This is a genomic window from Anaerobacillus sp. QJM3NY_32, assembly GCF_056173645.1.
In genome coordinates this window covers 3,535,982-3,562,848 of record NZ_CM149684.1, presented here as the reverse complement: position 1 = coordinate 3,562,848, position 26,867 = coordinate 3,535,982, and the positions used below count along the sequence as shown (strand labels likewise).

The following is a 26,867-nucleotide window of genomic DNA, read 5'->3' as shown; positions in this document are numbered from 1 at the left end:
GAATGAAGATAACGAGATGGTTTCTGTTAATTGGAATTGCGGCAGTGCTCGTATTTGCTATTCCAAAACTTTATGATGTGATTTTTAAACGTTCTTATGGAAGCGAGCCAGCACAAGCTGTACAGGATAATGAAGCGGTGGCGACTTTTGCAGGAGGATGTTTCTGGTGTATGGAGCCGCCGTTTGAGAAATTAGATGGCGTAAGAGAAGCGGTCTCAGGCTATACTGGCGGGAATACAGAAAACCCTTCTTATGAAGAGGTATCTTCTGGTGGAACCGGGCATGTAGAAGCTGTCCAAGTATATTATGACCCTTCCGTTGTGAGCTATGATACATTGTTAGATGTATTTTGGAGACAAATCGATCCTACTGATGATGAAGGACAGTTTGTTGATAGGGGAGACCAATATTTATCTGGAATTTTCTATCATAATGAAGAGCAAAAGAAAGCTGCTATAGCGTCTAAGGAAGAAATTCAAAGGTCAAACAGATTTAATAAACCTATTGTCACGCCTATCGAACAAGCAGAAACATTTTATGTAGCGGAAGAGTATCATCAAGATTATTACAAAGAAAATGAACTGCGTTATAAATATTATCGAAATAATTCAGGACGAGATCAGTTTCTTGAGAAAGCATGGGGAGATGATCTTGAGGTAGATGCACCAGAAGCGAAGACAAATCTCACGTATTCTGATGAAGAGCTAAAAGAGATGCTTACACCGATTCAATATAGTGTGACGCAAGAGGACGACACAGAGAAAGCTTTTGATAATGAGTATTGGGATAACAAAGAAGAAGGAATCTATGTCGATATCGTTTCAGGAGAACCTCTTTTTAGTTCAGCGGATAAATATAAATCAGGAACAGGATGGCCTAGCTTCACAAAGCCCCTTGTACCTGAGAACATTGTAGAGAAAGAGGATAAAAGCTGGTTTACGGTTAGGACGGAAGTAAGAAGTAAGAACGCTGACTCTCATTTAGGTCACGTGTTTGAAGATGGCCCTGAACCAACAGGTCTCCGCTATTGCTTAAACTCTGCAGCGCTTGATTTTATTCCAAAAGACGAAATGAAAGAAAAGGGTTACGGAGAATATTTGGATGAATTTGAAGAAGGGGCAGAATCCTAATGGATTCTGCTTTTTTTGTTCATGATAGAAGAATAAGAGTAGTTGAATAAGATTTCTACATTGAATACATACACTAAGGGGTATATAATACAGATCATGTGAGGTGAATAAGGGTGGAAAATAAAAAGGCAGATGGACGTGTGCAACAGTTATTAGCGAATGAGCGCACGTTTCTAGCATGGGTTCGAACTTCTATTGCGATCATTGGTATTGGTTTTCTAACAGCAAGCTTACATTTTACTAGAGCTGCTGGAGAGAGAGCTGATGATCAGGTCGCCGTGTTCATTAGTTTCTCATCTTTATTTTTTGGATTATTAACGATCGCTGGAGGAGCGGTGCAGTTCTACCGAACGAAAAAACGCATTATGAAATTTGAGGTTCCTTCTTCTTCATGGATTGTTGTGTTTCTTCTTATAGTAGTGTTGTTAATGATTGCACTGATCGCCACGTATTTTATTATTCAAATCAATTGGCTTTCTTAAAACCAGGGTGTTGACATTTCATACAGGTGCGTTATAATACCCCTATAGGTATTAAAAAACACAAACGAATTCGATTTACAGATAAATTTTTTTACTTGATTTTATACCCCTTAGGGTATAAGGTGAGGAGGAAATGAAATGCAATACGATAAAGCAGTTATGAATCGATTGAAGCGAATTGAAGGACAAATTCGCGGTGTTATCCAGATGATGGAACAAGAGAAAAGCTGTGAAGACATTGTAAATCAGCTTTCTGCCACTCGTTCTGGTATCGATCGTTCGATTGGATTAATTGTAAGTTCAAATCTTGAACAGTGTCTTCACCAACAGATTGAACAGGGAGAATCTACTGATGATGTTGTGAAGGAAGCTGTTAATCTTTTAGTAAGAAGTCGATAATAAAAAAATTTAACACATTATATACCCCTAGGTGTATAAGAGGAGGAAATAGAATGAGTGAACAAAAGAAAACAACGATTGTACTATTTAGTGGAGATTACGACAAAGCAATGGCTGCCTACATTATCGCGAATGGTGCCGCCGCATATGACCATGAGGTAACCATTTTCCATACATTCTGGGGGTTAAACGCTCTTAGGAAAGATCAGCAAGTTGAAGTCAATAAAGGGTTCCTAGAGAAAATGTTTGGCAAAATGATGCCCCGCGGTGCTGATAAAATGGGTCTTTCAAAAATGAACTATGGTGGAATGGGTAAGAAGATGATTAAGAACGTCATTAAGAAGCACAATGTAACAGAACTTCCGCAGCTGATTGAGCTTGCGCAAGAACAGGAAGTGAAGCTCGTTGCTTGTACGATGACAATGGATCTTTTAGGTCTTCAAAAGGATGAGCTGCTAGAAGAAATCGAGTATGCAGGTGTTGCTGCATATCTAGGCGACGCTGAAGATGGTAACGTCAATCTCTTCATTTAAGGAGCGAAAAGAATGGAACTTTTGCTAATAGCTGTCATTGTGATAGCTGGATGGTTCATTTATAAAAAGGTAGGACCAGGAAAAGGTGTAACAACGATCACCTCTGAAGAAGCAAAAAGGAAGTTTGGCGATCGCAATGTTCAATTTATTGATGTTCGTACACCTGGTGAATATAAAGGTCAAAAAGTGAAGCAATTTAAAAATATGCCGCTCAACGAACTTAGCAAACGCACAAAAGAACTGGATCCTAATAAAGAAGTCGTCGTGATTTGTCAAAGTGGAATGAGAAGTTCAAAAGCTTGCGGAGAATTGAAGAGACAAGGATTCACGTCTGTATCGAATGTTCGCGGCGGAATGAATATGTGGAAATAGGAGGAATTAGAATGTCTGGTTATGTAAAAGATGTAACGCCAACTGAAGTGAATAACATGTTGAAGGAAAATAAATCAATTAGTATTGTCGATGTTCGCGGACCTGAAGAGGTGGCAGAAGGAAAGATTCCTGGTGCCTACAATCTACCGGTTAATGAATTACAGGGAAGAATGAATGAGCTTGATAAGGATACAGAGCATATTATCGTCTGCCGGTCAGGTGGCAGAAGCAGCATGGCTTCTATGGTTCTAAAATCAAACGGGTATTCCGTGTTAAATATGACAGGCGGCATGCTTGAATGGACTGGAGAAACAGAATAACGACTACAGGAGGTAGACTAATGATACAAACTGATCACGTACTCGATGCAAAGGGTCTAGCGTGCCCGATGCCAATTGTGAAAACGAAGAAAATGATGAAGGATCTTGAATCAGGAGTCGTTCTTGAAATTCTAGCAACAGATAAAGGATCAAAAGCAGATCTTAAGGCATGGGCTGACAAAGTAGGGCATCACTATCTTGGAACAATTGAAGAAGGTGACGTTTTGAAACATTATCTTCGTAAGGCTTCAGATGGTGAGACGACACTTGAGCAGAGTCATCCACATGTGATTTCAAATGCAGATCTTACAGCTAAACTCTCAGATGATGAAATGACGATCGTTGACGTAAGAGAGCCAGCAGAATATGCGTTCAGTCACCTTCCAAATGCGATTTCTTTGCCACTTGGCGATTTAGATAACCGTATGGCAGAGTTAGATAAAGGGAAGAAGATTTATGTAGTTTGTCGTACAGGTACAAGAAGCGATCTTGCGGCTCAAAAGTTAGCTGAAAATGGCTATGATGTGATCAATGTTGTGCCAGGAATGTCCGAGTGGGATGGTCCTACTACATCTGATCTTTAAAAGATAAAAGGGCGGGGATTTTTTCCCCGCGTACAACTTAATTTTTTTTGGAATCATAAATACGGATGGGGGTATATGAGGTGGATTTGAAACAAAAACATGCAAGTGAAGTAGCAAAAAAAGTGATTAATAAGCAAGAGCTTTTTATTCTCGATGTAAGAAATGAAGAAGCTTATGGCGATTGGAAAATCGAAGGTGAATCTGTTACGTCTATGAATGTTCCTTACTTCGATTTAATTGACGGCGTTGAAGAGATCCTGCCAAAGCTTCCAAAGGATAAAGAAATTCAAGTTGTATGTGCAAAAGAAGGTTCTTCGATCTTTGTAGGTGAAGAACTCGTTGAAGCGGGAATGGAGAATGTATCTTATCTTTCTGGCGGAATGAAGGCATGGAGTGAATACCTTGAGCCTGTTAAAGTAGGCGATCTTCCGGGAGGAGCACTCTATCAATTTGTTCGCCTTGGTAAAGGGTGTCTTTCATATTTGATTGAATCAAATGGAGAGGCTGCTATTGTGGATGCGAACCGAATGATTGAGAATTACACAACCTTTGCAGAAAACAAAGGTCTTACGATTAAAGCAACATTTGATACACATCTTCACGCAGATCACATTTCTGGGGGGAAGTCGTTAGCTGACCAGGTAAATGGAACGTATTACCTTCCAGAAGAAGATGCTGGTGAAGTAACATTCGAATATTCAGCACTTAAAGAAGGAACTTCAGTGTCTATTGGAAGCGTAACAGTTGAACCGATCTACTCTCCAGGACACACCATCGGAAGTACGTCACTTATGATCAATGATGCTTACCTTTTAACTGGTGATATTCTATTTGTTGAATCAATTGGTCGCCCGGATTTAGCTGGCAAAGCTGAAGATTGGGTACTTGACCTTCGCACAACACTTTATAACCGGTATAAAGAGATGGCAGGGGAATTAGTTGTTCTGCCAGCTCACTTCTCAAAAATGGCTGAGCTTGATGAAAATGGAGCCGTGTCTGCAAAACTCCAGGATCTTTACCAAAAGAATGATGGTCTAAATGTGGAGAAGGAAGAAGATTTCAGAAAAATGGTAACCGAAAATCTTCCTCCACAGCCTAATGCTTATCAGGAAATTCGTGAAACAAATATGGGGAAAATTACCCCTGATGAAGAAACAAAAAGAGAAATGGAAATTGGACCAAACCGCTGTGCGGTTAACTAATAAGGAGGAATTACAAATGGATGCACAAAAAACATTAGATACAAAAGGGCTAGCATGCCCGATGCCAATCGTAAAAACAAAAAAAGCAATGAAAGACATGGAGTCAGGTGAAGTTCTTGAAGTTCAAGCGACTGATAAAGGAGCTCAAAGTGACCTTACTGCATGGGCGAAATCAGGTGGTCATGAACTAATGAAGTCTGAAGAAACAGACGGCGTGTTCTATTTCTGGATTAAAAAAGCTTAGTAAATGATAGGAGGTACTGGATAAGTACCTCCGTTTTAATGTAAGGGGTGAACAGGATGGATTTGAGTTTTATAATAACGATTTTTGCAATTGGATTTATTGGATCTTTTATTTCAGGAATGGTTGGAATCGGTGGCTCGATTATTAAATACCCGATGCTACTTTATATCCCACCACTACTCGGTTTTGCGGCATTTAGTGCCCACGAAGTTTCTGGTATTAGTGCAGTTCAGGTATTCTTCGCAACCATTGGTGGTGTTTGGGCTTACCGTAAAGGTGGTTATCTTAATAAGCAATTGATCCTCTACATGGGGGTTAGTATTCTAATCGGTAGTTTTATTGGAGGATATGGTTCGACCATTATGTCCGAACAGGGAATCAATGTCGTCTATGGACTGCTTGCTGCGATTGCAGCTGTCATGATGTTTATACCGAAAAAAGGCATTGATGATATACCGCTTGATCAGGTGAAATTCAATAAACTACTTTCATCAGCTCTTGCCTTTATTGTAGGTATTGGCGCTGGGATCGTTGGCGCCGCAGGAGCATTCCTTCTCGTTCCGATCATGCTCGTCGTGCTAAAGATTCCGACGCGGATGACGATTGCATCTTCTCTTGCGATCACGTTTATTTCTTCGATAGGTTCGACGGTTGGAAAACTCGCAACAGGGCAGGTTCTTTTACTTCCTGCTGCGATAATGATTGTCGCAAGCTTAATTGCTTCGCCACTTGGTGCGAATGCTGGTAAGAAAATAAATACAAAAATTCTTCAATGGGTGCTTGCTGCCCTTATTCTTGGAACGTCTATTAAGATTTGGATTGACCTTCTCTCATAATCGAAAAAAGCTGTCTCTCTCATTGCTACATGCAATTTGAGGAGACAGCTTTTTTTATACTTGTTGCTTAATTTCTAATTCTTTAATCTGATGTCCATCAACTTCACGAACTGTAAATTGATAGCCGTCTACGGTAAATGATGTTCCTTGTTCCGGTTCTATATCATGAGTTAAGATCCAGCCACCAATTGTATCCACTTCAGTATGATCAATTGATGTTCCGAGTAGCTCATTGATATCACTAATTAAAGCTTTTCCATCGACGATTGTTTGTCCATTCGAATCTTCTCTTATAGGCGCTTTTTCATCAAAATCAAATTCATCTTGAATTTCGCCAACAATTTCTTCAAGTATATCTTCCACAGTAACGAGTCCGGCCGTTCCACCATACTCATCGACTACGATCGCGATATGATTATGACTCTTTTGCATTTTCGCTAGCAGTGTCTTAATATGAGCTGTTTCAATAACGTGATTAATGGGGTGGATGTATTCATTAAGTATAAGCTCTTCGCCCCATTTGTACTGTGTTAAAATTTCTTTAATGTTTACGACCCCAACGATTTTATCTTTATCCCCATCAGCGACAGGATAACGTGTATATTTACCGTTCTTCATGATCTCAAGATTTTCTTCAGTAGTGTTGTCCAAAAATAGACAGGTCATTTCCGTTCTTGGAATCATGATTTCTCGGGCCATTCTTTCATCAAATTCAAAGATATTATTCACAAATTCCATTTCGGATTTATTGATTTCCCCACTTTTGTAGCTTTCAGATAAAATGAGTCGAAGTTCTTCTTCAGAATGGGCTTGTTCATGCTCATTCGCTGATTTAAGACCAAATAACTTTACCACGCCTCTAGCTGAACCATTTAATGCCCAAATAAACGGATACATTATACGATAGAACCAGATAAGTGGACCAGCTAGAAGTAAACTAACAGCTTCCGCTTTTTGAATTGCAAATGTCTTCGGAGCAAGCTCACCAAGAACAACGTGTAGGAAGGTTATAATCGCAAAGGCGAGCGCAATCGTAACAGGTGTAGCGATTGAGTCAGGAAGGTTAATAAGCTCAAATAAAGGATGCAGAAGCTGTTCAACGGTTTCTTCACCAAGCCAACCAAGAGCTAGCGCTGTAATGGTAATACCTAATTGACATGCTGAAAGATACCCATCTAAGTTACCAAGTACCTTTTGAACGGCTTTGGCTTTCTTATTTCCTTCACTCGCAAGTGCATCTATTCTCGTTCTTCGAATTTTTACGATCGCAAATTCAGATGCTACGAAAAATGCCGTTAATACAATTAACAATAGAACAGCAATTACTTTGATTAGTTCCAATAAGGCCCTTACAGAGTTGTAAGGGTTCACCTCCTATGTAATAGTTATTGTAACGTTATTATAACGATGTTTTCCTCTTTTGGGGTAACGTAAAACAAAAAATTCTACCTCAATGAGAATGTTTGAACGCTCCAGGTTGTAAGAAATAGATTTTATCATTCATAAGATGCTATGATCATTTTTGTGACCATACCTCACCAACCTGATAATGATATCGTGAGCGTTTATGTTATAGTTTTTTCAGAATCGGGGTTAATTATGAAAAAGTCCACCAAACCCTTGATAGGGATAGGAGTATGTCTCCTAATCGTTATTATAATCACCTTTTTAATCAATCCGCCATGGTTGGCTCAAATGCGTTCATTTATTTCGCTTGATTCACTCCCTCTTCTCGCTGATTACTTTCGCTCCTTAGGAATATGGGCGCCTGTTATTAGTATTGCTTTAATGATTGCGCAAGGAATTCTCGCGCCGCTCCCATCCTTTGTCATTACAGCAGCTAACGGTCTCGCTTTTGGAATTCCACTTGGCTTCCTCGTTTCTTGGTCAGGTGGAATGGCAGCTGCTCTCGTGATGTTTTGGCTGGCAAGGTGGTTTGGAGCCGCATTTGTTGAAAAAGTAACAAAGAAGAGCGACCTTCTTGAGAAGGCCAATCGGTACAGTGGGAAAAATGGTTTTTTCTTAATACTCGTAGCCAGATTAGTCCCGATTGTATCGTTTGATTTTATTAGCTTTCTTGCAGGGTTAAGTCGCATTTCATTTCGATCGTTTGTGTTAGCTACTGCGCTAGGTCAAATTCCTGGAACCATTTTATACACAATTGTAGGTCATGATTTAGCAAACTTAGAAAAATACCAAACGCGGTTTATATGGGCAAGTGCGATCATCATTGTTCTGCTTCTATTCGGGAAAAAGAGGTCGAATCGAAAAAAGCTAAGCGGATCAGTATAAACTTTAGCGGTGCATATTACTTTCTTATCAGCTTCACTGACCTTATGATGTAGATGAATAACTAAATCAATGGGAGCGATGAAAAGTGGCAAAAATCATAGTGATTTATCAAGAACCGAAAGATGTCGATGAGTTTAAGAACTATTATGAGAACAATCATATGGCTCTTGTAAAGGATGTCCCGAACGTTACGAATGCTGAAGTTAACTATGTGACGGCAGCAATGAATACAGACAAGAACTATTTCTTAACAGCTACTATTGAATTTAGTTCAAAAGAGCAATTAGAAGAAGCAATGCAGTCACCGGCATGGGCAAAAGTATCAGAAGATGGACAAAACATGATGAAGTTCTTAAATGAGGCTCCATTATTACTTATAACAGAATAGCAAAGGAAAGAGCACTTGAATCTTATTTCAAGTGCTCTTTTGTTTAAGTTTTTTTCTAGGAGGTAAATAGTTGGTAGGAATAACCAAAGGTGAAGGAGGAGTTTATTAATATGAAAGCACTATTTCTAAATTGTTCTCTTAAAACGAGTGAAACGACTTCTAACACGGATGCTCTTTATCAAGAAGCAGAAGCGATTTTTAAGAAAGAGGGAATTGAATCTGAAAGCATTCGCATAAGCGATTATAAGATCGCTTATGGTGTTTCGGAAGATGAAGGTCATGGAGATGAATGGCCAGTTATTTTTGAAAAAGTAAAAGAAGCGGATATTATCATACTAGGTACTCCTCTCTGGCTAGGTGAAAAGAGTAGTGTCGCTACGCTTGCAATCGAGCGATTATACGGAGGAAGCGGATTAACAAATGAGAAAGGGCAGTCGTTATACTACAATAAAGTAGGCGGCGTCGTGATTACAGGAAACGAAGATGGTGCTAAGCATGCAGCGGCTTCTGTGCTATACGGGTTTTCTCATATTGGCATTACCGTTCCTCCAAACGTAGATGCTTACTGGGTTGGAGAAGCCGGACCAGGCGCTTCTTATATCGAAGCGAACGGTCAAAAGAATGACTTTTCTACCAGTCATGCGAAAACAATGGCGTATAACTTAATTCATTTTGCACGAATCTTTAATGAAAATCCTATTCCTGCTAAAGGGAACACGATGGAATAATGCAATGAGCTAAGCCTCTTCCAATAGGAAGGGGCATTTTTTAGGCTATGGTAATGATTATTGAATGACGGCTCATTCGAGATCTCAATAAGATGATCTGGTTATGAATTGGAAAACGAGAACGCGAATTCACCGGCGCGCCCAGAGTCACATATGTTATTAAACGACCAAATACGGGGGGATCTCAGTGGATGAACTGATTTTGTTTCTGATTCTTTTCATTCTTCTTGTCATTATTTTACTTGCTGTAGCAGGCATTATTTAAGCGTGACAAATAAGTAGAAATGATAATTCTATCTAACTATGGACACCAGCCTAATCCTTCTTTTTCTTACGACATATAGTATTAGTAACCTTCCAGGAAAGGGGGTTTTCTAATGAGTGGTGGAAAAGAGCAAGGGCATGGCGGAGGCTACGGTAAAGGCTTTGCGTTGATCGTAGTATTGTTTATTCTTTTGATTATCGTTGGAGCTGCGGCAGTTGGTGGAGCTAACTACGGCGGTCAGTGTGGTGGTTACGGAAAAGGTGGCTACGGCGGTTACGGCGGAGGATATGGCTACTAAACCTTTCTTGTTAAATTAGCATGAAGGGAGGGATACGCATGAGTTACGGTTATGGTCAAGGTTTCGCGCTAATCGTTGTATTGTTCATTCTTTTGATTATCGTTGGCGCAGTATGGGCTTACTAAAATAAGCAAAGCACCCGATTCGGGTGCTTTTTCTTATGGAACATTATTGAAAAACAATTGTTTTGTTGCCGTGAACAATAACACGCTTTTCAAGGTGCCATTTCACTGCGCGATAGAGGACGATGCGTTCAATGTCTTTGCCATGTCTTTTCAAATCGTTCACATTATAACGGTGAGTAATACGAGTGATGTCCTGTTCGATGATTGGACCTTCATCAAGCTTTGCATTCACATAATGGGCTGTTGCCCCGATGATCTTGACGCCTCGATCAAAGGCCTGTTGATAAGGGTGACCACCGATAAAGGCTGGTAGGAATGAATGATGAATATTAATGATGTCGTTGTGATAAAGGTTAATAATTTCTTCAGGTATGATTTGCATGTACCTTGCAAGAATAACCGTATCGATCTGTTGCTCTTCAAGTAAATGAAGATGTTCAGCTGTTGCTTGTGCTTTCGAATCTTTTGTCACTGGAACATGATAAAAGGGGATCCCAGCGCTTTCCGTTAATTCTTTAAAGTCTAGATGATTACTAATAACCATTCCAATTTCCGCATGTAGCTCCCCCAATTGCCATCTCCATATCAACTCTTGAAGACAGTGATCTTCTTTCGTAGCAAAAATAGCGAGACGAGTTTTTTTAGAAGAAGCCGTTATGGACCATTCCATTTGAAATGGAGATGCCGTTTCTTCAAAAGCCCTTTTAAGTTCTCCTAATTGTTCGTTTAATTGAGGGTGGCTAAATTCGATGCGCATAAAAAAGTGTCCCAAAACAGGATCGGTCGAATGCTGATCAGAGTGAATAATATTTGCACCATTTGTGAATAAAAACGTTGAGACAGCTGAAACAATTCCTTCTCTATCTGGGCAAGATATTAATAAAATGCCTTTATCTAAATTTCCCTTCATCATTAGCCTCCATTTATCTAGTAAATATTTTCAATAATACATTATTTCAAGGTAAAGCGCAAAAGGATTTTATGGTCTAGGATTTTTCTGTGAACTGACTGTTTAAGTTCTATCTTGTTTACCATTGTAATGATGCGAAAAATCATCATGGGGCAATAAGAGGAAATAATAAGAATAAGCAGAATTACTTATAAAAACTTATATAAAATCGAAAACACTTAATAAATATTGATTTATTACTTACGAAAACTTATAATGTAAGTGCATGGAAATGAGGTGTAGGAAGTGTATCAAGAAGAAAGAATGCTAGCGATTTTAGATCATCTAAAAAAACACGGAAGAATATCTGTAGATCAAATTTGCGAGTTATTTCAAGTGTCAAGAGACACGGCGAGACGTGATCTTGTGAAGCTTGAAGAAGAAGAAGCCGTTACGAGGACAAGAGGTGGAGCCGTACTTCCTCAGCTTCGTCATGAGATCCAGTCGTATCATGACCGCTTAAAAGTTGTGTCAAAGGAAAAACAGCGAATAGGCAAAATGGCCGCAGGATATGTTAACGCTGGTGACGTCGTTATTCTTGATGCATCCACAACCGTTCAGTCATGCGCTGAATTTCTAATTGATAAACAAGCAACAGTGATTACAAATTCCATTCATCAAGCAGATATTCTATCGAGCGGAAGTCATATTGATATTCATCTTCTTGGAGGCAAACTCGAGAAAGATCATCGTTTCCTATATGGTTCGGCTGTAGTCGAAAAGGTGGCGACCTACAATGCAGATATTGCTTTTATAGGAGTCATAGGAATCTCAGAGCAGGGATTAACCATTGCTCATGAAGAAGATGGAATGGTGAAAAGAAAGATGATTCAACAATCTCAGTATGTTATCGCACTTGCTGATAATTCAAAGTTCTATCGTTCTGAGTTTTTTACTTTTGCTCATCTTGAAGATATTGATCTTATTATTACGGATCAAATTCCTGAAGAGAAAGTGCAGGAAATGCTAAGGCGACATCAGGTTAAGCTCGTTGTTGCAGAGACTTAAGTTTCTAGAATGACGTCATATAAAGAGAGCTTATGATTTTCTAAAGAATGGACCGGCGTAACCAATTGGGCGTGACGGTCCGTTTTTTTGTGTCTTAAAAGGGTAACTACTAGTATGAAGAGGTTCATCTAAAAGTAAGCATATTTATTGGTCAACAATTTTTCATCTGATAAGATAAACTGTAATGATGATTTTTACATTAAAGGAGCGGAAAGAATATGAAGTTAAGCGTACTTGATCAATCACCTGTATCAAGAGGCAATACGCCAACAGAAGCACTTAGAGAAACAACAGTACTTGCACAAGAAGTTGAGAAGCTAGGCTTTCATCGATTCTGGGTTTCAGAACACCATAGTACGAAGAGTCTGGCTGGGTCTAGTCCTGAAGTCCTGATCTCACATCTGGCAGCGAACACAAAGCGTTTGAGGATTGGCTCTGGTGGAGTGCTGTTACCACATTATAGTCCATACAAAGTAGCGGAAAACTTCCGTATGCTTGAAACGTTAAATCCCAATCGTATTGATCTTGGGCTTGGACGCGCTCCAGGAGGGATGCCGAATGTTACAAAAGCTCTCGCTGGGGGGAACAGTATGGGGATTGATAACTATTTAGAGCAGGTGAACGAACTAGCTGCCTATTTGAAAGGGGAAGACCCTGAGAGAATGAACGTACGAGCAACACCGCTTGGAAGCACGGCACCTGAGATGTGGTTGTTAGGATCAAGTGGGGCAAGTGGAATGATGGCAGCGCAGCGCGGACTTGCGTTTACCTTTGCACATTTCATTAATGGATATGGTGGAACGAATGTGGTTGACAAATATCGTTCTCGTTTTGTACCATCTGAATTTAACGAGACACCGAAAACAAATGTAGCTATATTTGTCATTTGTGGTGAAACAGAAGAAGAAGCAGAATATTTGGCATCTAGTTTGGATTTATCGATCTTATTAATCGAACAAGGAAAGTCAGGTGACGGATTTCCATCCCCTGATGAAGCGCGTAGCTTTCCATATACAGTGTTTGATAAAGAACGGATTCGGGAAAACAGAAAAAGAATGATCGTAGGTAGTCCGACCCAGGTGAAAAAACAAATTGAAGAATTAGCAAATGCTTATCAAACAGATGAAGTGATCATTAATACGATTACACACGATTTTCAAACTCGACTGAAGTCTTATAAACTCATTGCAGATGCATTTCAAATAGATGAGAAACCCTCTTCTTGACAAAATGAACTGTAATAATTAGAATTACACTATACCTTGACTCAGTTGGAACACAAACTAGTCTTCCAAATAAGGAGGTAAATGATGATGAATCAATTACATCAACAAACTCAATATCAAAAAGGTGATTGGGTAAAAGGAAAGTCAGTCCATGATGAACTAATTCATGGATATGTTGAATCTGTAAATAACTATCTTGGAACGATTAAAGTATTTGTTCTAGAATGTGATAATCCTGAAACTGTAGGAAAAGTAATCGAAACTTTCCAGAATCGTATTTCCCAGCTGGAGGAACCAAATTTTGAACAGGATGAATCCTTCTTGTTAAACCTTATTGAAGTTTCTTTAATTACGAAAGATAAACAATGGTTCATGGAACTTTCTGCACAACTTAAGCAGCTTCGACATGAGTCGGAGGAAGCAGTTCCCTGTTAAAATTTTCTTGCCAGCTACAAAAGAAGTACGATAGGATGGAAGTGGAAGAAAGTGTTGGGAGGCGCTGCAATTGAATAGTGATTTTACTCTCGCCGTACACAGTCTGGCTTTGCTCGCAATTAAGCCAGGGCAGATGGCAACTAGTGATTATCTTGCCGGAAGTGCTTCTGTCCATCCCGTTCGTATGAGAAAAATTCTTAGTTTACTCAAGAAAAACGGTTATATCGTTTCAAAAGAGGGTGCTGGAGGTGGGTTTACTTTATCTTGTCGTGTAGAAGATGTCACGCTTGATAAGATCTATAACCTTACCTCTATAGGTACTCTCCAACCAAGGTGTCCTGATTCGAATCAGTATTGTCTTGTGGGAGCGAATTTATCAAATGTACTGGGCGATATTTTCACAGATGCTGAGAATCATTTAACAGCATTCTTGAAACAATATACGATTCGTGATATTATTCAAAGCCTAAAACAAAAACAATTATAAGTAATTGTTTTTGTTTTATATCTTAACTGTAACAAAAAAAGTTTCAATAAAATTATTGGGGGTGAGCAGACATGAGTACAGGTCTGGTGGTAAGAAATGAAGGAAGCAAGCTTAATATGAAAGATTGGAATCGATTAGAAAGATCCGGTCAGCTAATTAAGAGAAACAACGGAAGATTTTTGATAAAGCCAGAACATACAAATCGCGATGTATACATTATTAAAAGTGGTAATATTGCCATTTATCATGCGGATAACATGAATGAGTCTCTAGCAGTTCTTGGGCCGAATGATGTTTTGGGCAATCGCTCTATTTTTGTACATCAAAACTTGTATGCAAAAACAATAACTAATGTTGAGCTCATTCAACTTGATCAAACGTCCTATCGTGCTTTGTATCTGGCTTACCCTGAATTAGCAATTAAACTAACAACGGAGCTTTCAAGATTAAAATTAATCATTGATTTTCCTGAACGCACAGCAACTTCTTTTGTGAAGCAGGTTAAAAATGGATTTCAGAATTTGATTAATAAAAATACTAGCAAAAAGGGAAGATACTGCCACAATTGCTAATGATTTTTTGTTTTCTAACTGTAATGATATATGTTACATTATAGTATAGGTGAGATAGGTTATTAGACCATCAATTGAGAGAAATTTTATGGATAGAAAAAGGGGAGAAATAAACGATGTCTGTTAGTGTACAAGAGAACAATCGTGTTCTAGATGTTATGAAAGATCGTCATTCTGTAAGAAAATTTGAGAAAGGAATCGAAATTCCTGAGGAAGTTATGAATGAGATTTTAAATGCTACGATTGAAGCTCCGTCTTCTTGGAACCTTCAACATTGGAAGTTCCTTGTTATTGAAAGTGATGAGCAAAAAGAAAAGCTACTTCCAATTGCTTTTAATCAGCAGCAAATCGTAGATAGCTCTGCTACTATTGTTATTCTAGGAGACCTTGAAGCTAATCTACATGCTGAAGAAATTTATGGCCAGGCAGTCGAATTAGGATTTATGGAAAATGCTATAAAAGAAACGCTTGTTAGCCAAATCAATGGCGCTTACGAAAGAGAAGGCTTTGCTTTAAGCGAAGCAATCAAGAATAGCTCGTTGGCTGCAATGCAATTGATGCTTGCTGCAAAAGCAAAAGACTATGACACAGTGGCAATGGGTGGTTTTAATCCAGTTGCCCTTGTAGAAGAGTTTAACATTCCTTCACGTTATGTTCCAACAATGCTTATTTCTGTTGGTAAAGCAGCTGTTGAAGCGCATGGAACAGCTCGCTTCCCACTTGAGCGTGTTGTCGTGAAAGAAAGCTTCTAATCTTAAATCATGTTAAAGGAAGGGCACTGTCCCTTCCTTTTTTCTGTCTTAACATAGTCTTGATAGCTAAACGCAATAGTCTCACTACACTTATTTTTCATAGTGTTTCTAGCGAGTGTGTATTTGAGAAATGATGAAACGTCGGAATGATTTCCATTCCGTTTTCTGATTTAACGATAAGACAAGGTATACTAAGGAGAGATCGTAAGGGGGAATATAATGGAACAAAAAGCAAATACGGAGAAAAAAATGAATTGGCGCGGACTATCAAAATTAATTCGTGATACAAATCCTTCAAAGTCTCTTGTAGCACTTGCTATTGCATTGAGTATGATTGGAACCGTAGCTGGATTAATCGTGCCATTTTTCACGAAAAATCTAGTTGATCAGCTCTCAGGTAGCTCGCTTTCTTCGGGAGTTATTACATTATTAATTGCTGCCTTTGTTGTTCAGGCGATCTTCTCTGGTTTATCTATGTACCTCCTGTTGTATATAGGGGAGACAGTGGTAGCTCGGTTGAGAGAGCGTTTAATGAAGAAAGTCCTTTCCCTTCAAATAACTTATTTTGACAGCAATAGGGTTGGGGATACGACAAGTCGTATTGTGAATGATACTGGAGTAATAAAAGATCTTGTCTCGAATCATTTAATTAGTTTGTTAACGAGTACGCTGTCGATTGTCGGTTCTATTGGGATATTACTATACCTTGATTGGAAATTAACAGCCATTTTACTTGCGGTTGTCCCTATTATGATGATTGGGATTCGTTTTATCGGAAAGCGAATGTATAAAGTATCAAAGGGATTGCAGGAAGAAACGGCTAAGTTTACAGCAACAATCACACAAGTATTATCAGAAGTTCGTCTTGTGAAATTCTCGATGGCAGAGAATGTGGAAGAAGAGAATGGGAAAAATGGCATTAAAAATGTCTTCTCTTACAGCATGAAGGAAGCGAAAATCTATGCCCTTCTTATGCCTCTTATGACGTTATTGTTAATGGGGGTTCTCGTCGTCATTGTAGGCTACGGTGGCGTTCGCGTATCAACAGGAGAACTATCAGCTGGAGAGCTTGTCGCTTTTCTTTTATACCTTTTTCAAATCATTATTCCATTCAGCTCAATGGCAAGGTTCTTAACAGCAATCCAAAAAGCAATGGGCGCAACAGAACGTCTGCAATTTTTACTTGATCATGATAGTGAAGAACGACTGAGCGGAGATGAAGTTGAAGATCCAGCAAAGGTGCTTTCATTTCATAACGTTGAATTTTCCTATGGGAAAGAACTTGTGTTGAAAAAGGCTTCCTTTGAAGTACCACCCGGTAAAATCACTGCAATAGTTGGTCCAAGTGGTAGCGGTAAAACGACTACATTTTCATTAATTGAACGATTTTATCAACCTCAAAAAGGTGAAATCGCACTTGGCGGAAAAAATATTCATGACTTTTCACTTGTCTCATGGCGGAAGCAAATTGGATATGTCTCTCAGGAAAGTCCGCTCATAGCAGGAACCATTAAAGAGAATATTGTCTATGGGCTAGAAGAAGATGTTTCGGATGAGAAAATTGAAGAGGCAGCAAAGCAAGCTTATGCCCTGCCTTTCATTCAAGATCTTCCAAACGGTTTTGATACAGAAATTGGCGAAAGAGGAATCAAGCTTTCTGGTGGGCAGCGACAGCGGATTGCAATTGCAAGAGCGATTGTTCGAAATCCATACATTCTCTTGTTGGATGAAGCTACATCTAGTCTTGATAGTACGTCAGAAGTTCAGGTTCAACGTGCGTTGAACAATTTAATGAAGGGACGTACGACGATTGTTATTGCTCATCGTCTTTCGACCGTTGTTCATGCCGATCAAATCTTAGTTATGGAAAACGGTATTGTATCAGATCAGGGCACACATGAAGAGCTATATATGACAAGCCGTCTTTATAAAGAGCTTGCTCAGCAACAGTTTCAAATTGAAGAAAGTTTATAAGAAAAGGTGTCGGGATCTCCCGACACCTTTTTTAAGTATTAATTAGATACACCCGTTGAATGCGCTTCTCTTTTTTCTTCCTTCACTTTTTCAAGGAAGCGTTTTGTCTCAGCGACAACAACTCCTGAAAGACCGAGAAGTCCAATCAAGTTTGGTAGTGCCATTAAGCCATTGAAAATATCAGCAAGAAGCCAAACAACGTTTAGTTTTAACGTTGTTCCGACAAAAACGGCCAATACGAAAACGAAACGATAATATTTAATCGACGCGTCTCCAAAAAGATAAGAGAAGCATTTTTCGCCATAGTAGGACCATCCGAGAACAGTTGAATAAGCAAATAAAATAAGTCCAATTGTAACGATGAGCGCTCCAGGAACACCCAGGAATTTCTCGAACGTCGCTGTCGTTAAGGCTGCTCCGTTCAAATCTCCACCATAGAGATCACCCATAACGAGCGCGATTCCAGTGATGGAACAGACAACAATCGTATCAATGAACACCTGTGTCATAGAGACAAGTGCCTGACGTCCTGGGTAATCGGTTTTAGCAGCCGCCGCCGCAATTGGCGCAGAGCCAAGTCCAGCTTCATTCGAAAATACCCCACGTGCTACACCATAACGGATTACGGCACCAATGGCACCACCAGCAGCAGCTTCACCTGTAAAAGCGTCTGAGAAGATAAGGGAAACAGCAGCAGGAACAAGACTAAGATTCATAAAGATCACGACTAATCCACCAATAACATAAAATAAGGCCATAACTGGAACAAAGTAAGCCGTCACTTTACCGATGCTTTTAATTCCACCGAGAATAACCATTCCAGTAAAGAACATTAGGACAAGTCCAGTAATCCACGGAGCGATCCCGAAAGTAGCGACAGCATCTGCTACTGAGTTGGACTGTACCATATTTCCGATTCCAAAAGCTGCGAAAGCACCAAAAAAGGCAAAAATCATCCCAAGCCACTTCATATTAAGTCCTTTATCAAGGTAGTACATCGGCCCACCGGACATTTCACCATTCGAATTCACCGAACGGTACTTAACAGCAAGGATTGCCTCAGCATATTTCGTTGCCATTCCAAAGAGAGCACTGATCCACATCCAGAGAACGGCACCAGGTCCACCAACAAAAACAGCCGTTGCGACACCGGCAATGTTTCCTGTTCCGATCGTAGCGGCAAGTGCCGTCATCAAAGCCTGGAAGTGAGAGATATCCCCTTCTGCGTTTTTATCTTGTTTCTTCGTGAAGGCTTGCTTCAACGCATATGGAAGCATGGTAAACTGGAGAAACCCAAGGCGAATAGTGAGGTAAATACCCGTTCCCACAAGTAGGACGAGCAGAGGCCACCCCCATACAAATCCACTAATGTTATTTAATGCTGCTTCCAATAAGAACTCCTCCTTTATGTATCTTAATACTAAATATTCTAACAAATTACCACAATTACCTTTCAAATACAAAATAATTATTTTAGGATGCTGTCGAATAATGATACAAATAAGGTTTTTACATCATCTTTGAAGCACTCTAATGGATGGAAATAAGAATATTTTGTATGGTAGATAAAGTAGAGGAGGATGCTAGATGAAGTATTTTGATTTCACAAATAAAGTGGCCGTCGTTACAGGTGGAGGCAGAGGCATTGGTAAAACAATTGCACGTGCTCTATCCGAAGCGGGAGCTACTGTGGCCATTGTTGGTAGAACAAAAGAAGTTCTTGAAGATGCAGCAAAAGAAATAAGTAAGGAAACAAATAGATCAGTCGTTGCATTTGTAGGAGATGTCACGAATGAGGGAAGTATTCAGCAAATCATAAGTGACATTCATGAAAGCATAGGGACAATTAACATTCTCGTTAATAATGCTGGGAAAACTGTTCGAAAGACAATTGAAGATCTTGAACCGGATGAATGGGACGATGTGATGGAAACGAATGTGAAATCAGTTTATATGATGACTAGAGCAGTTCTCCCTGATTTAAAAGAAGGCGAAGGATCTAGGGTTATTAACATTGCATCGATGGCAAGTGAAGTTGGACTCCCTTTTTCCACCCCGTATGGTCCAAGTAAAGCGGCTGTAGTGCAATTAACAAAACAGTTATCACAGGAGCTCTCCCCACTCGGGATTACTGTTAATGCGATAAGTCCTGGCTTTATTAAAACGCCGTTTAACGAAATAGCATTAGAGAATCCTATTCTTTTAAATAAAATCAAAGGAAGTAATCCTATGCATCGAGTTGGTCGGTTAGATGAATTGATTCCAGCCTTTTTATCTCTTGCATCACCGTATGCGAGCTATACGACCGGACAAAATATTGTTATTGATGGCGGAACGACTTCACACGCTTTCTAAAAAGCAACTTGAAAGAACAACGATTCCCATTTATAATAAATGTAACCTGAAAAGTAAAAGGGGCAAATTTTATGTTATCGGTGATTCTTAACTAACGTAATTTTATAGATGGATTGGCTTTTAAAGTAGCATGTATTCTATGCTTATTTAAATATGCCTTCTGTCAATTTAGTTAAGAACACAGAAAAGCTCAAGAATGACAACAACCATTCCAGCTGCGCTCTGTGCGCAGCTTTTTGTATGCTTTTTAAGCATGGGGAGGATGGGTGTCGTCTACCCTTTTATAGAAGAGCTACGAATGAACCTGTGTTCATTCGTAGCTCTTTTTTTGTTGGAAAGGAAGTGACATGAATGTTAATTGAATGGAAGTTTTTCTTAAGATGCGCGAACATATACGAATCGAGGAGGAAGAACATTGAACGAACAAACTATGGTAACACTTGAATTTGATAAAATTCGAAGCGAAGTAGCTCACTATGCCCTTTCAGAAGAAGCAAAAAGTGAGATCCAGAAAATGAGACCGTTGCATGATAAAGAGGTTGTGCAAAATCGATTAAATGAAACGACAGAGGCGAAAGAAATTATTAAGAAAAGTTCAAGCGTCCCTCTTCATGGTCTTCATGGCATTATCCAGGTGATGAAACAATTAAACAAAGGTGTTCCTTTACGGCCAGATCAGCTGATAACTGTGCTTGATTTAATCGAAAGCGGCCGGAAACTGAAACAGTTTATGACGGGGAAAGAATGGCTGGCGCCTACAATTTCAACTTATATCTATTCTCTTTATGAGATTACAGATCTTGAAGAAGAATTGAAACGAGCGATCAGAAATGGTGAGATTGATGATGCAGCGAGTAAGGAGCTTGGGAGAATTAGAAAGAAAATAACCGTTTATGAAGAACGAGTGAAAGAAAAACTGAATCATCTTCTGCGTTCATCTTCGAAAAGGAAGGCACTTCAGGATACGATCATCAGCGATCGAAATGGCCACTATGTTGTCGCTGTGAAGAAAGAATATCGGAAACAAATAAAAGGAACCGTTCATGACCAATCTTCAAGCGGTTCGACTGTATATATTGAACCTGAAGAAGTTCGTAAAGTTCAAATGGAATTAAATGAAGTAAAGGCAGATGAATACTTGGAGGAACAGCGAATTCTAAGCAGATTAACTGGAGAAGTGGAGCGATATGCGCAAGAGATCTCAATCAACATTGAAACAATGACACACTACGATTATATTTTTGCAAAGGCGAAATATAGTGTAGCGATTGATGGCAATCAAGTAAAGCTATCAAGCGAGCCAATACTTGAGTTACAAAATGGTCGTCATCCCTTACTCTCTCATGAGGCTGTACCGCTTTCCCTTGAGTTAGGGAAAGCATATAAAGGACTTGTGATAACCGGTCCCAATACTGGTGGAAAAACCGTATCAATTAAAACAGTCGGGCTTCTTTCAATGATGGTGCAATGTGGTTTACACATACCTGCTGATGAGTCTTCTGTTTTTGGGATGTTTGGATCAATATTAGTTGATATTGGAGACGGACAGAGCATTGAACAATCGTTGAGTACTTTCTCTTCTCGAATATCGAACATTATTTCTATTTTACAAGCAGCAGCGCCGGATTCTCTTGTTATTCTGGATGAACTTGGTTCGGGTACAGATCCCGGTGAGGGGATGGGTATTGCCGTTTCCATTTTAGAACAATTGAATCGTCTGGGGTCAACTATTCTATCCACAACACACTATAGTGAAATGAAAAATTTCGCTTCAGCTCATCCAGATTTTGAGAATGGATCAATGGAGTTCGATCCAGAGACATTGCGTCCAACGTTTAAACTACGGATGGGTGTTCCAGGGGAAAGTCAGGCATTTGCCATCGCATTACGTCTTGGTATGCATCCGAATATTATTGAGCGAGCTCATGAAATCACGTACCAAGAAAAGCAATCCTATCGAGAAGGGTTCAACCAAAAAGATAACTGGCACTATGAGCAGCAGCTAAAAAGTAAAAAAGTAGAGAAACCGCGAAGCCAGAAAAAAGTGGAGGTCGAGAAGATTTTTGAGAATTATTCGATTGGAGATAGTGTAGCGATCCCTTCGTTGAAAGAGAAAGGAATCGTTTATAAACCAATGGACGATTTTGGGGATTTGATTGTAATGATAAATGGCCAAAAAGAAACGATTCATACGAAGCGTGTAAAGTTACTCTTGCCTGCTAGCGAGCTTTATCCGGAGAATTATGATTTTGATATCCTATTTGAAACTGTTGAGAACAGAAAGAAAAAGAAATTGATGAATCGCAAGCATATTGATGGTGTGAAAATTGATTATGAAGAGTATTGAAAAGCAAAGAAAAAATTCTAGTTTGGAACCACACTATAAGTAACGTTATCTTAATCCAATTAAAAGAAGGTAGTAAAGGAGGGAATAGAGAAGAATCGTTTATAGCAACTATAATGAGGAGGTATGAATATGAATTTCGGAGCTTTTTCTTTAAGTTTAAGTGTAAAGGATATCCAAGCCTCAAAGCATTTTTACGAAAAATTAGGTTTTCAATCGTTTGGAGGAGATATTTCTCAAAATTGGCTCATTATGAAGAATGGCAGTACCGTCATTGGCCTGTTTCAAGGGATGTTTGACAAAAATATTCTAACGTTTAATCCAGGTTGGGATGAGAACGCTGAAAATCTTGAAGTGTTTACAGATATTCGAACACTTCAAAAGCAGCTAAAAGAAAACGGAGTGAATATTCTTTCTGAAGCGGATGAATCAAGTGAAGGGCCAACGAGTTTTACAATAGAAGACCCTGATGGCAATCCCATTCTTGTTGATCAGCATAGATGAAATCGAGAATCGATTGTATCAGCTACTAAAGATTTCTTTGATTGCATGAAAGAAATTTGAATGTAAGCGTGGTAGATTTCCTAAAAAAAATTCTCTGCGTAAAATTCCTTCCTAAAGGGTAATGCATCTAATAGAACATTCTGCTCAGGCAGAAAAGATGGCAAAGTGGAGGATGAGAGAGATGCAAAAAATGAACAGAGGAATTTTAACAGCAGTTTCCTCAATTGCGATTGCTCAGGGTTTGAAGATCCTAACTCATAAGGTGTTAAAAGGAGAATGGGATGTGAAGCAAGTTGCGACAACGGGTGGAATGCCTAGTTCGCATTCAGCTGGTGTTGCAGCCCTTACTTCTTACATTGCTTCAAATAAAGGATCTCGTCATACAGAAACGGCTCTCGCTACTATTTTCGGTGTGATTGTTATGTACGATGCCCAGGGGGTTAGGCGTCATACAGGAGAAATTGCTGCTCTAGTAAACGATCTAGAGGATAATCTAGCGACGATCTCTGGAGATTACCCTAGCATGGAATTTGTGGAAAGGGAAAAAGAGTTGAAAGAGCTTCTTGGACATCAACCTGTTGAGGTCCTAGGTGGAGCCATATTAGGGTCAGCTTTAGGCTTTCTTTCAGCTAAATATGAGAATAAGTAGTAGAGAGAGGAAATCATAGGCGCTTCGCCTATGATTTTTTTCGTGAATTGGCAGATCGCGGAAATAATCGCAAAATCGCGGATATATTTCAGTTATAGCGGAAAAAATCGACTTTTCGCGGAAATATCCTAAGTATCGCGGGATTAATAGCTTTCTACAGGAATCATCGGATCACCAGCACATTACATAAACAGATTTCTTTCTTTTGGAGAATGATTTTGAAATAATAATGAATGCAAACAGGTTAGAGGAGGAAATAAATTGACACATACAACGAAAACAACTGAAGCGTTATTTAGAACGTTCAATAGTGAAAAATTATCTTTAGAAAATCGCACAGTTATGGCGCCAATGACTCGAGGCTTTTCACCAGGAAACGTACCAGGTGAAGATGTAGCTGGTTATTATCGCCGTAGAGCAGAAAATGGCGTGGGGCTAATAGTGACAGAAGGAACTGGGATTAACCATCCTTCATCGGTTTCAGGTGCGAGCATTCCTGTCTTTCACGGTGAAGAAGCACTAGCAGGCTGGGAAAATGTTGTGAAAGAAGTCCATGAAGCTGGCGGTAAAATTGCACCTCAGCTTTGGCATGTTGGGATGACCCGAAAAATGGGGGAACTGCCAAACGAAGAAGCACAACCAGTTGGTCCTTCAGGTCTAGCACTATCTGGTGAGAAGGTAAACGAGCCTTTGACAACAGAAGAAGTGGAACAGCTAGTTGAAGCGTATGCAGATGCAGCAGCAGATGCGAAGCGACTTGGATTTGATGCGATTGAACTTCACGGAGCACATGGTTATTTGATCGACCAATTTTTCTATGAGCAGACAAATAAACGGACTGACCGTTATGGTGGCGATCTTGTAGGGAGAACTCAATTTGCTGTAGAAATCATCAAAGCCTGCCGTCGTAAAGTGGGGCCAGACTTCCCGATTATTTTCCGTTTTTCTCAATGGAAAATGAACGATTTTAAAGCGAAGCTTGCGACTACATCTGAGGAATTAGAACAGTTCCTAACGCCGCTCGTTGAAGCTGGAGTAGATATCTTCCACTGCTCAACACGTCGTTTCTGGGAGCCTGAATTTGAAGGTTCCGAATTGAATCTAGCTGGTTGGACGAAGAAACTAACTGGTAAGCCGGTTATTTCAGTAGGCTCAGTCGGACTAGATGGAGAATTTACAAGCTTTGCTGGAGCAAATACGACAAGTCTTGATGGTTTGATTGAAAAGCTTGATCATGAAGAGTTTGATCTTGTAGCAATTGGTCGCTCATTATTAATGGACCCTGAATGGGTAAGCAAAGTACGTGATGGCCGCGCAGATGATTTATTACCATTTGATAAAGAAGCTCTCCAAAAATTATACTAAATAAGTGAAGTGGTCATAATTTGACTGCTTATAATAAAACCAAGTATTTCTCTAGAAAGAGGGATACTTGGTTTTATTCATAATACATAGGATAATAACGTTCTATTATTTTCCAAAAAATGCTAAGATAGGTGTAAAATCTATAAGTAAGAATGATTAAAAAATAACCATTATGGAAGTGACACGGCAGATGCAATCTTTATTAGCGAACTTTTCCATCTTATTATTTATGCACCTATGCATCCAAAGCGTATACTATCTTGCCTTTCAGAAGCGGTGGCCGAGTCAGGTTGTCGCTGTCGCGCACATATTCATTGTGGCAATCGGTATTATTTTCCTTTATATGTTGCCGGTATCGTTAGACGGGTATCTATATGATTTACGAACCATTCCTATGGTAATACTAATTCTGTACCATGGGTATCAATATGGCATTCCCGTGCTCATAATCATTACACTAGCTCGATTCGCTTTTCCAGGTGACTTTATTTACTTAGAGATCTTTTTCACCTTGTTAATCCCAACAGTTGTAACAATGCTAGTACGACAGAAGCTTTTTCGAAACCTCACATATTTGAAGCTGTTTTTTTATTTTGTTGGCATCTGGTTTATTTCAGATGCGATCGTTGGCTATATCATTTCAGAAGACATCACGCTCTATTCTTATTTAATACGGTTTATCTCCTTTCAGCTATCTGCCCTAATTATGTATTTCTTTATTCAAATGAGCACTAATAATCTTGAGATGAGTCAGCAACTTCGCTTTTATGCTGAACACGACTCTCTGACCGGATTACTTAATCTGAGAAGTTTTCTAAAGAAAGCGAAAGCTCAGGAGACTCATTTGATAAAAATGGTAGCCATGCTTGATCTTGATTTTTTTAAGCAAATTAATGATAAATATGGTCATCTTAACGGGGATCGCGTTTTGGCTGAATTTGCCATGTTCCTTTCAGATCAAAGCGATAATTGGCTCGTTGCACGATACGGAGGAGAAGAGTTTATTGTCATGCTTGAAGCATCAACGAAAGATGAGGCATATGATCGCATGAAGGATTTGCAGCACAATTTAAGTAAGCAGCGATTTATGACCGAGATGGGAGACGAAATAAAGGATGTTTCTGTTTCAATTGGATTAGCTGAACTCGATCTTGAAAAACCATTAATGGCATCCGTTGAACGAGCAGACAAGTCTCTTTACAGAGCGAAGAAAAATGGGCGAAACGAAGTATGCTTTTAGCATTTTGCACATTCGTTGGTTTAAAAAGATGAATTTGCGGAATATAACAAGTGTTAAGGTTTTTAAAGGAGGACGAATTGTCATGAAAGTACTCGTTATTGGAGCAAACGGACAAGTAGGAACACATTTAATTACAAAATTAGCAGAACGCGGTCATGAGCCAGTTGGTATGATTCGCGATACAGATCAAGTTAAGGCGATTGAAGATGCAGGCGGTAAAACCGTGCTTGGCGATCTTGAAAAAGATTTCTCACAAGCGCTGTACGGATGTGAAGCGGTTATCTTCGCTGCAGGTTCAGGACCGCACACTGGCGCAGATAAAACCATTATGATTGACCAGGAAGGTGCGATTAAAGCAGTTGATGAAGCGAAGCAACAAGGAATTAAACGCTTTGTCATGCTAAGTACTGTTGGATCTGATTATCCTGAAAAAGGTCCAGATAATATGAAGCCTTATTTACATGCGAAAAAACGTGCCGATGAGCACTTGAAAGCAACAAACTTAACTTATACTATTCTTCGTCCAGGTAGTCTTTCAAATGAGCCTGGAACAGGACAAATTAGAGCAGCCGAAACACTTGAAGATAAATCTGGTGAAATACCACGTGAAGATGTGGCTGCTGTTCTTACTGAAGTCTTGGAGAACAAGCATACGTTTAACCGAACATTTGAAGTTTTAAATGGCGATCAATCGATAAGTGATGCCATCGGTCAATTGTAAGAGCAGTTATCTAGAGAGACTTAACTTATGTTAAGTCTCTCTTTTACGTTGGAGAAAGTTACTAATTGAATTTCTTAATGGGCTATAG

31 protein-coding genes and 1 pseudogene are annotated in these 26,867 nt (G+C 39.4%); 29 read left to right on the top strand and 3 right to left on the bottom strand.

Translation table 11 applies throughout. The features are described from left to right. Nucleotides 1–2: 2 nt before the first annotated feature. From msrB to AC0VYH_RS18515, 10 genes are all read left to right on the top strand, one after another. On the top strand, nucleotides 3–1,130 hold the full coding sequence (gene msrB, locus AC0VYH_RS18560) for a peptide-methionine (R)-S-oxide reductase MsrB (protein ID WP_475365821.1): 1,128 nt from the start codon (nucleotides 3–5) through the stop codon (nucleotides 1,128–1,130). A gap of 113 nt (nucleotides 1,131–1,243) precedes the next feature. Beyond that, nucleotides 1,244–1,612: a YidH family protein gene (locus tag AC0VYH_RS18555; RefSeq protein WP_226615201.1), complete on the top strand. Its 369-nt coding sequence runs from the start codon at nucleotides 1,244–1,246 to the stop codon at nucleotides 1,610–1,612. 138 nt (nucleotides 1,613–1,750) lie between these two features. Further along, a complete protein-coding gene (locus tag AC0VYH_RS18550) occupies nucleotides 1,751–2,011 on the top strand; it encodes a metal-sensitive transcriptional regulator (RefSeq protein ID WP_194218830.1) in 261 nt (86 codons plus the stop codon). 53 nt (nucleotides 2,012–2,064) lie between these two features. Further along, nucleotides 2,065–2,544, top strand: a complete 480-nt coding sequence (locus tag AC0VYH_RS18545) for a DsrE/DsrF/DrsH-like family protein (protein ID WP_194218831.1) — start codon at nucleotides 2,065–2,067, stop codon at nucleotides 2,542–2,544. 12 nt (nucleotides 2,545–2,556) lie between these two features. Further along, the gene (locus tag AC0VYH_RS18540) at nucleotides 2,557–2,916 is read left to right on the top strand and encodes a rhodanese-like domain-containing protein (protein ID WP_404683267.1); all 360 of its coding nucleotides are present in this window, start codon (nucleotides 2,557–2,559) and stop codon (nucleotides 2,914–2,916) included. An 11-nt stretch (nucleotides 2,917–2,927) separates the two neighbouring features. Next, nucleotides 2,928–3,236 (top strand): rhodanese-like domain-containing protein, encoded by a 309-nt coding sequence (locus AC0VYH_RS18535; protein ID WP_194218833.1) that lies wholly within the window; start codon nucleotides 2,928–2,930, stop codon nucleotides 3,234–3,236. 20 nt (nucleotides 3,237–3,256) lie between these two features. Continuing rightward, nucleotides 3,257–3,820, top strand: a complete 564-nt coding sequence (locus AC0VYH_RS18530; RefSeq protein ID WP_475365820.1) for a sulfurtransferase TusA family protein — start codon at nucleotides 3,257–3,259, stop codon at nucleotides 3,818–3,820. A gap of 80 nt (nucleotides 3,821–3,900) precedes the next feature. Further along, nucleotides 3,901–5,022: an MBL fold metallo-hydrolase gene (locus tag AC0VYH_RS18525; protein WP_475365819.1), complete on the top strand. Its 1,122-nt coding sequence runs from the start codon at nucleotides 3,901–3,903 to the stop codon at nucleotides 5,020–5,022. 16 nt (nucleotides 5,023–5,038) lie between these two features. Next, nucleotides 5,039–5,266, top strand: coding sequence for a sulfurtransferase TusA family protein (locus tag AC0VYH_RS18520; protein WP_194218836.1), 228 nt, complete (start codon nucleotides 5,039–5,041; stop codon nucleotides 5,264–5,266). Between the two features lie 56 nt (nucleotides 5,267–5,322). Continuing rightward, nucleotides 5,323–6,102: a sulfite exporter TauE/SafE family protein gene (locus tag AC0VYH_RS18515; RefSeq protein WP_194218837.1), complete on the top strand. Its 780-nt coding sequence runs from the start codon at nucleotides 5,323–5,325 to the stop codon at nucleotides 6,100–6,102. A 54-nt stretch (nucleotides 6,103–6,156) separates the two neighbouring features. Here the strand turns inward: AC0VYH_RS18515 and AC0VYH_RS18510 are convergent, their stop codons facing one another. Continuing rightward, entirely contained in the window at nucleotides 6,157–7,443 is a 1,287-nt protein-coding gene (locus tag AC0VYH_RS18510) for a hemolysin family protein (protein WP_194218838.1), read from the bottom strand. A gap of 354 nt (nucleotides 7,444–7,797) precedes the next feature. Here AC0VYH_RS18510 and AC0VYH_RS18505 point away from each other — a divergent pair, with 354 nt between their 5' ends. The 5 genes and pseudogenes from AC0VYH_RS18505 to AC0VYH_RS18485 all read left to right on the top strand — a co-directional run bounded on the left by AC0VYH_RS18505 (nucleotide 7,798) and on the right by AC0VYH_RS18485 (nucleotide 10,198). Beyond that, complete coding sequence (locus AC0VYH_RS18505) at nucleotides 7,798–8,394, top strand: TVP38/TMEM64 family protein (protein WP_475365818.1); 597 nt, start codon at nucleotides 7,798–7,800, stop codon at nucleotides 8,392–8,394. Between the two features lie 85 nt (nucleotides 8,395–8,479). After that, the gene (locus AC0VYH_RS18500; RefSeq protein ID WP_194218840.1) at nucleotides 8,480–8,782 is read left to right on the top strand and encodes an EthD family reductase; all 303 of its coding nucleotides are present in this window, start codon (nucleotides 8,480–8,482) and stop codon (nucleotides 8,780–8,782) included. Between the two features lie 110 nt (nucleotides 8,783–8,892). Continuing rightward, the gene (locus AC0VYH_RS18495; RefSeq protein WP_475365817.1) at nucleotides 8,893–9,510 is read left to right on the top strand and encodes a flavodoxin family protein; all 618 of its coding nucleotides are present in this window, start codon (nucleotides 8,893–8,895) and stop codon (nucleotides 9,508–9,510) included. Between the two features lie 377 nt (nucleotides 9,511–9,887). Continuing rightward, nucleotides 9,888–9,992: pseudogene (locus tag AC0VYH_RS18490) on the top strand (YjcZ family sporulation protein); the annotation flags it as partial. Nucleotides 9,993–10,111: 119 nt separating this feature from the next. Then, nucleotides 10,112–10,198 carry a YjcZ family sporulation protein gene (locus tag AC0VYH_RS18485; RefSeq protein ID WP_136948892.1) on the top strand — a complete coding sequence of 29 codons (87 nt, stop codon included), beginning with the start codon at nucleotides 10,112–10,114 and terminating at the stop codon, nucleotides 10,196–10,198. A 43-nt stretch (nucleotides 10,199–10,241) separates the two neighbouring features. Here AC0VYH_RS18485 and purU read toward each other — a convergent pair whose 3' ends face one another. Further along, nucleotides 10,242–11,108, bottom strand: coding sequence for a formyltetrahydrofolate deformylase (gene purU / locus AC0VYH_RS18480; RefSeq protein WP_408962563.1), 867 nt, complete (start codon nucleotides 11,106–11,108; stop codon nucleotides 10,242–10,244). A gap of 285 nt (nucleotides 11,109–11,393) precedes the next feature. Between purU and AC0VYH_RS18475 the strand changes: the two genes are divergently transcribed. From AC0VYH_RS18475 to AC0VYH_RS18445, 7 genes are all read left to right on the top strand, one after another. After that, nucleotides 11,394–12,155, top strand: coding sequence for a DeoR/GlpR family DNA-binding transcription regulator (locus tag AC0VYH_RS18475; protein ID WP_475365816.1), 762 nt, complete (start codon nucleotides 11,394–11,396; stop codon nucleotides 12,153–12,155). A 218-nt stretch (nucleotides 12,156–12,373) separates the two neighbouring features. Beyond that, nucleotides 12,374–13,381: an LLM class flavin-dependent oxidoreductase gene (locus AC0VYH_RS18470; protein ID WP_475372900.1), complete on the top strand. Its 1,008-nt coding sequence runs from the start codon at nucleotides 12,374–12,376 to the stop codon at nucleotides 13,379–13,381. An 84-nt stretch (nucleotides 13,382–13,465) separates the two neighbouring features. Beyond that, the gene (locus tag AC0VYH_RS18465; RefSeq protein WP_242057233.1) at nucleotides 13,466–13,816 is read left to right on the top strand and encodes an IDEAL domain-containing protein; all 351 of its coding nucleotides are present in this window, start codon (nucleotides 13,466–13,468) and stop codon (nucleotides 13,814–13,816) included. Nucleotides 13,817–13,886: 70 nt separating this feature from the next. Next, nucleotides 13,887–14,303 carry an RrF2 family transcriptional regulator gene (locus AC0VYH_RS18460; protein WP_194218847.1) on the top strand — a complete coding sequence of 139 codons (417 nt, stop codon included), beginning with the start codon at nucleotides 13,887–13,889 and terminating at the stop codon, nucleotides 14,301–14,303. A 71-nt stretch (nucleotides 14,304–14,374) separates the two neighbouring features. Further along, complete coding sequence (locus AC0VYH_RS18455) at nucleotides 14,375–14,875, top strand: Crp/Fnr family transcriptional regulator (protein WP_475365814.1); 501 nt, start codon at nucleotides 14,375–14,377, stop codon at nucleotides 14,873–14,875. Nucleotides 14,876–14,991: 116 nt separating this feature from the next. Continuing rightward, nucleotides 14,992–15,627 (top strand): nitroreductase family protein, encoded by a 636-nt coding sequence (locus tag AC0VYH_RS18450; protein WP_194218849.1) that lies wholly within the window; start codon nucleotides 14,992–14,994, stop codon nucleotides 15,625–15,627. A gap of 219 nt (nucleotides 15,628–15,846) precedes the next feature. Beyond that, on the top strand, nucleotides 15,847–17,601 hold the full coding sequence (locus AC0VYH_RS18445; RefSeq protein ID WP_475372899.1) for an ABC transporter ATP-binding protein: 1,755 nt from the start codon (nucleotides 15,847–15,849) through the stop codon (nucleotides 17,599–17,601). A 38-nt stretch (nucleotides 17,602–17,639) separates the two neighbouring features. Here AC0VYH_RS18445 and AC0VYH_RS18440 read toward each other — a convergent pair whose 3' ends face one another. Next, entirely contained in the window at nucleotides 17,640–18,992 is a 1,353-nt protein-coding gene (locus tag AC0VYH_RS18440; RefSeq protein WP_404683253.1) for an alanine/glycine:cation symporter family protein, read from the bottom strand. 196 nt (nucleotides 18,993–19,188) lie between these two features. Between AC0VYH_RS18440 and AC0VYH_RS18435 the strand changes: the two genes are divergently transcribed. The 7 genes from AC0VYH_RS18435 (at nucleotide 19,189) to AC0VYH_RS18405 (ending at nucleotide 26,779) form a co-directional block, all read left to right on the top strand. Continuing rightward, complete coding sequence (locus tag AC0VYH_RS18435) at nucleotides 19,189–19,956, top strand: SDR family NAD(P)-dependent oxidoreductase (protein ID WP_475365812.1); 768 nt, start codon at nucleotides 19,189–19,191, stop codon at nucleotides 19,954–19,956. 415 nt (nucleotides 19,957–20,371) lie between these two features. Then, nucleotides 20,372–22,303: an endonuclease MutS2 gene (locus AC0VYH_RS18430; protein WP_475372898.1), complete on the top strand. Its 1,932-nt coding sequence runs from the start codon at nucleotides 20,372–20,374 to the stop codon at nucleotides 22,301–22,303. 129 nt (nucleotides 22,304–22,432) lie between these two features. Further along, a complete protein-coding gene (locus AC0VYH_RS18425; RefSeq protein WP_475365809.1) occupies nucleotides 22,433–22,804 on the top strand; it encodes a VOC family protein in 372 nt (123 codons plus the stop codon). A gap of 181 nt (nucleotides 22,805–22,985) precedes the next feature. Next, nucleotides 22,986–23,453 (top strand): divergent PAP2 family protein, encoded by a 468-nt coding sequence (locus tag AC0VYH_RS18420; RefSeq protein WP_475365808.1) that lies wholly within the window; start codon nucleotides 22,986–22,988, stop codon nucleotides 23,451–23,453. A 261-nt stretch (nucleotides 23,454–23,714) separates the two neighbouring features. After that, complete coding sequence (locus AC0VYH_RS18415; protein ID WP_475372897.1) at nucleotides 23,715–24,818, top strand: NADH:flavin oxidoreductase; 1,104 nt, start codon at nucleotides 23,715–23,717, stop codon at nucleotides 24,816–24,818. Between the two features lie 190 nt (nucleotides 24,819–25,008). Beyond that, a complete protein-coding gene (locus AC0VYH_RS18410; protein ID WP_475365806.1) occupies nucleotides 25,009–26,058 on the top strand; it encodes a GGDEF domain-containing protein in 1,050 nt (349 codons plus the stop codon). Nucleotides 26,059–26,140: 82 nt separating this feature from the next. Then, nucleotides 26,141–26,779 (top strand): SDR family oxidoreductase, encoded by a 639-nt coding sequence (locus AC0VYH_RS18405; RefSeq protein WP_226615180.1) that lies wholly within the window; start codon nucleotides 26,141–26,143, stop codon nucleotides 26,777–26,779. The last annotated feature ends 88 nt before the right edge of the window (nucleotides 26,780–26,867 follow it).